2 protein-coding genes and 1 pseudogene are annotated in these 3,442 nt (G+C 37.8%); all 3 read left to right on the forward strand.

Annotated features, from left to right (window positions below; genetic code table 11):
• Nucleotides 1-468 (forward strand): autotransporter outer membrane beta-barrel domain-containing protein (locus B5V81_RS08465; RefSeq protein ID WP_212113082.1); only part of this gene is annotated, 468 nt, incomplete at its 5' end.
• 3 nt (nucleotides 469-471) lie between these two features.
• Nucleotides 472-657, forward strand: a pseudogene (locus tag B5V81_RS08470) (hypothetical protein); the annotation flags it as partial.
• A gap of 166 nt (nucleotides 658-823) precedes the next feature.
• A partial coding sequence (locus tag B5V81_RS08475) for an autotransporter outer membrane beta-barrel domain-containing protein (protein WP_212113084.1) occupies nucleotides 824-3,442 on the forward strand: 2,619 nt, incomplete at its 3' end.

Consider the following 3,442-nt stretch of genomic DNA (forward strand, 5'->3'; position numbering starts at 1 on the left):
TTAAAGGGTAAACAGTTTAGTGGTTCTTTAACGAGTGGTAGAACGTTTGCAATAGGCTATAAAGGTGTTGTTTTTGATCCGCAGGTTCAGATTATTTATCAGCATCTTCAGTTTCATCAAGCGCTTGATGTTGATCATCTTGATGTTGATTTAGGAAAATTTCATCAATGGGTGGGGCGTGTTGGAGGACGTTTAAGCAAGACGCTAGGTGTTTCTGAAAAGGGACATGAGGTTTCTTTTTATAGTAAGCTTTCTTATTTGCATAGTTTTGAAAATAAGCAATTTGTTTCTTTTAAAAAAGATTTTCAGTTAGGTTCTTTTGGCTCTTCTTTGGAAGCAGGACTTGGGTTTAATGCGCGTCTTTCTTCAAAACTTTCTTTTCATGGAGATGTTACTTATCAGCATGGGTTAAAGAAAGTTGGTTTTTCTGGAGCGAGTTTCTCTGCAGGATTGCGCCATCTTTTTTAGTAATTTGTTTCTTTTAAAAAAGATTTTCAGTTAGGTTCTTTTGGTTCTTCTTTGGAAGTAGAACTCGGGTTTAATGCGCCTCTTTCTTCAAAACTTTCTCTTCATGGAGATGTTACTTATCAGTATCGGTTGAAGAAAGTTGATTTTTCCGGAGCGCGTTTCTCTGCAGGATTGCGCCATCTTTTTTAGCTATACCTAAAATATATGGTAATTTATATATCATTATATAGTTTTATATTAAGTATTAAATTAAATATTTCTTTTTATATTTATTTTATTTTAAGAAGTTTGTAGGTTAAATATAGATTATTATTCTTCACTGAATAACAGTAGGGGAATAGGAGCAAGAAGAGTTATGGTTTATATATTTCACAAACATGTATTTTTATGCAACTTTACAACAGCTATTCTTTATTTTTTACAGGTTACTTATGTTAGTGCTGCGGGATCTGCAAGTGATCGAAGAGGGGTGTTTTATAATTGTGATGATAGAAGAATACATCTTCTCTCAAATAAAGTTTATTACTTAAAAAGTTCTCAGGAGGCGTCTGCTAGTACTGCACCTATTGCAGCTATATATGTAGAAAAGGCAGGGACTATTGTTGATGCATTTCAGGTAACAGTTTATGGCGATAATCCAGATAAACTATCTGCTTATGGTGCGTATGTAAGAAATGGTGGAAGACTTAATCTAGCAGCTTCAGATTTTAAGGATATACCTGCTCTTCGTGCTCAAGATGCAGTTATTAGCATGACATTCGGTGAAATTAAGGGAACTTCACATGCTATTTATGCCTGGGGGAGAGAAGCGAATATTACTTTAGAGAGTGTAAATATCGATATTGAGCCTGATAACTCGAATGTAAAAGGGATCGGGATTGTGAGTGGTTTTGGTGCAATAGTTAGAATGTTAGACGGTACCGTTAATTTTAACCAGATTGGCTCATTTTCAACTCAGTTTGAGGGACGCTATTTTCTTGATAATATAGCTATTATGGGACGAGGAAGGAGGGAGGAATCGGGAACAAGTGGTGATAGTGCTATGGGGGAATTGCCGGAAGCTTTTGAGGTTTTTCAAGGAGGTGATGTTTATTCGAAAAACAGTTATTTTCATCTTAACTCTATGCATGCATTCGTGATTAAAAACTTTTCAGGTTATGTCGATGATAATGGCAGGTTAATTCAAAGATATCTCTTACCAAATGGCTTTAAAAATACGAATATTAAGATAGAAAAAAACAATATTTCTGTTCAGGGTGAGGGAGCACATGGTTTGTATTTTAATGTTTTAGCTCCAGAAAATTTTACTAAAATATTTGGACAACGAAATAATGAAAAAAATTTAGAAACAAAAAAAGTTATCACGGGGAGGGCATTTGTTCATTTAACAGAGACAAATATAACAGTTCCGGATGGGATTGCGATTTATGCGAAGGGGAATAAAGACTATGAAGTAAAAGGTACTCTTGAATTATCAGATGAAACAAAAATCTCTGGTGATTTGTTGCTAAAAGCTGAAAATAATGCTTCGCTATCGGTGAAAGCAAATTTTTCTTTTCTTACAGGAGGGACGCGTGTTGACGATAAATCAACTGTTGATTTAGAGTTAACGCATTATTCAAAATGGTATCTTACCAAAAGTAAATACAACGGTTTACAGGAATCTGTTTCATCACTTTCTTCCCTAAACCTTTCTAATAGCACATTGATCTTTGATGAAGATAGTGGTTATCAAACTCTGCGCATTGGAAAAAAAACAGATATAGATGTAAGAGATAACATTTCAGATTCAACAGATAAGAAAGTCTACAGTGCTGAGGGAAACGCTCAGATTAGATTGAGTGCATTTTTGAGTGATGAGGGGATGTTTGATTCCCAAAAGACGGATCGTATATTGATCTATGGTGATGTTTCTGGAACGACATTCATTCATGTGCAAAATTTTCCAAAATATACACGTAAAGAAGTGCATGAGGGAAGAGATCAAAGCATTTCACTCATTCAAGTTGCTGGAACAGCGCAGGCAGGTTCTTTTCGACTCACCAATGGTTATGATGGTTATACTACGGTGAAAGGTTTTCCTTATCAATATCGTATTCGTGGTTATGGTCCAGGTTCGCCCTTTGGAGAAGCGGATGCTACGCAAAGATTAGTGGAAGGTGAGGGGGATTTTTGGGATTTCCGACTCGAAGGGATCTATATTTCTCCTAAATTAGGTTCTTATCATGGTCCATTTGGTAAACCTTCTTCGTTTTCATTATCTTACCCTGTTGACCCTCCACCTTCCGATCCACTTTCTCCATCGTTTATGTCTGACCCGCCTTCTTCTGCATCTTCTGATCTTGTTGACCCTCCACCTTCCGATCCACTTTCTCCATCGTTTATGTCTGACCCGCCTTCTTCTGCATCTTCTGATCTTGTTGACCCTCCACCTTCCGATCCACTTTCTCCATCGTTTATGTCTGACCCGCCTTCTTCTGCATCTTCTGATCTTGTTGACCCTCCACCTTCCGATCCATTTTCTCCATCGTTTACCTCTGACCTGCCTTCTTCTACATCTTCCGATCCTGTTGCTCCTCCACCTTCCGATCCACTTTCTACGTCGCTGCCATCTGAACCATCTGTTCCGGAATCTCCTTCATCTACAGATTCTGATCCTGTTGTTCTTCCTTCTGAACCGGTTGAACCAAAGTCTTCTACGTCCTCTGATGCTTTGGATCCTTCATCTAATCCTCCCATGCCGCTTGATGTTCAGCCGGAGCTAGGTATTAGAGCTGTTGTTCCTCAATTGCCAACGTATCTTCTTTTGCCCAATGCTTTGTTTCATGCTGGTTTGATGGATATGACTACGCAAAATAAAAAGTTGGAGACAATACGGGGTGCTTTTCATTCTTCTTGGAAAGAAGATGAAAACGCAGCTTTTTTTCTGCGTGCTTATGGGGGGAGTCATCATTATGCTTCCAATTTATCTGCT

Origin of the sequence: Bartonella queenslandensis (assembly GCF_018155095.1) — a bacterium.
In the GTDB taxonomy this organism is placed as follows: domain Bacteria; phylum Pseudomonadota; class Alphaproteobacteria; order Rhizobiales; family Rhizobiaceae; genus Bartonella; species Bartonella queenslandensis_B.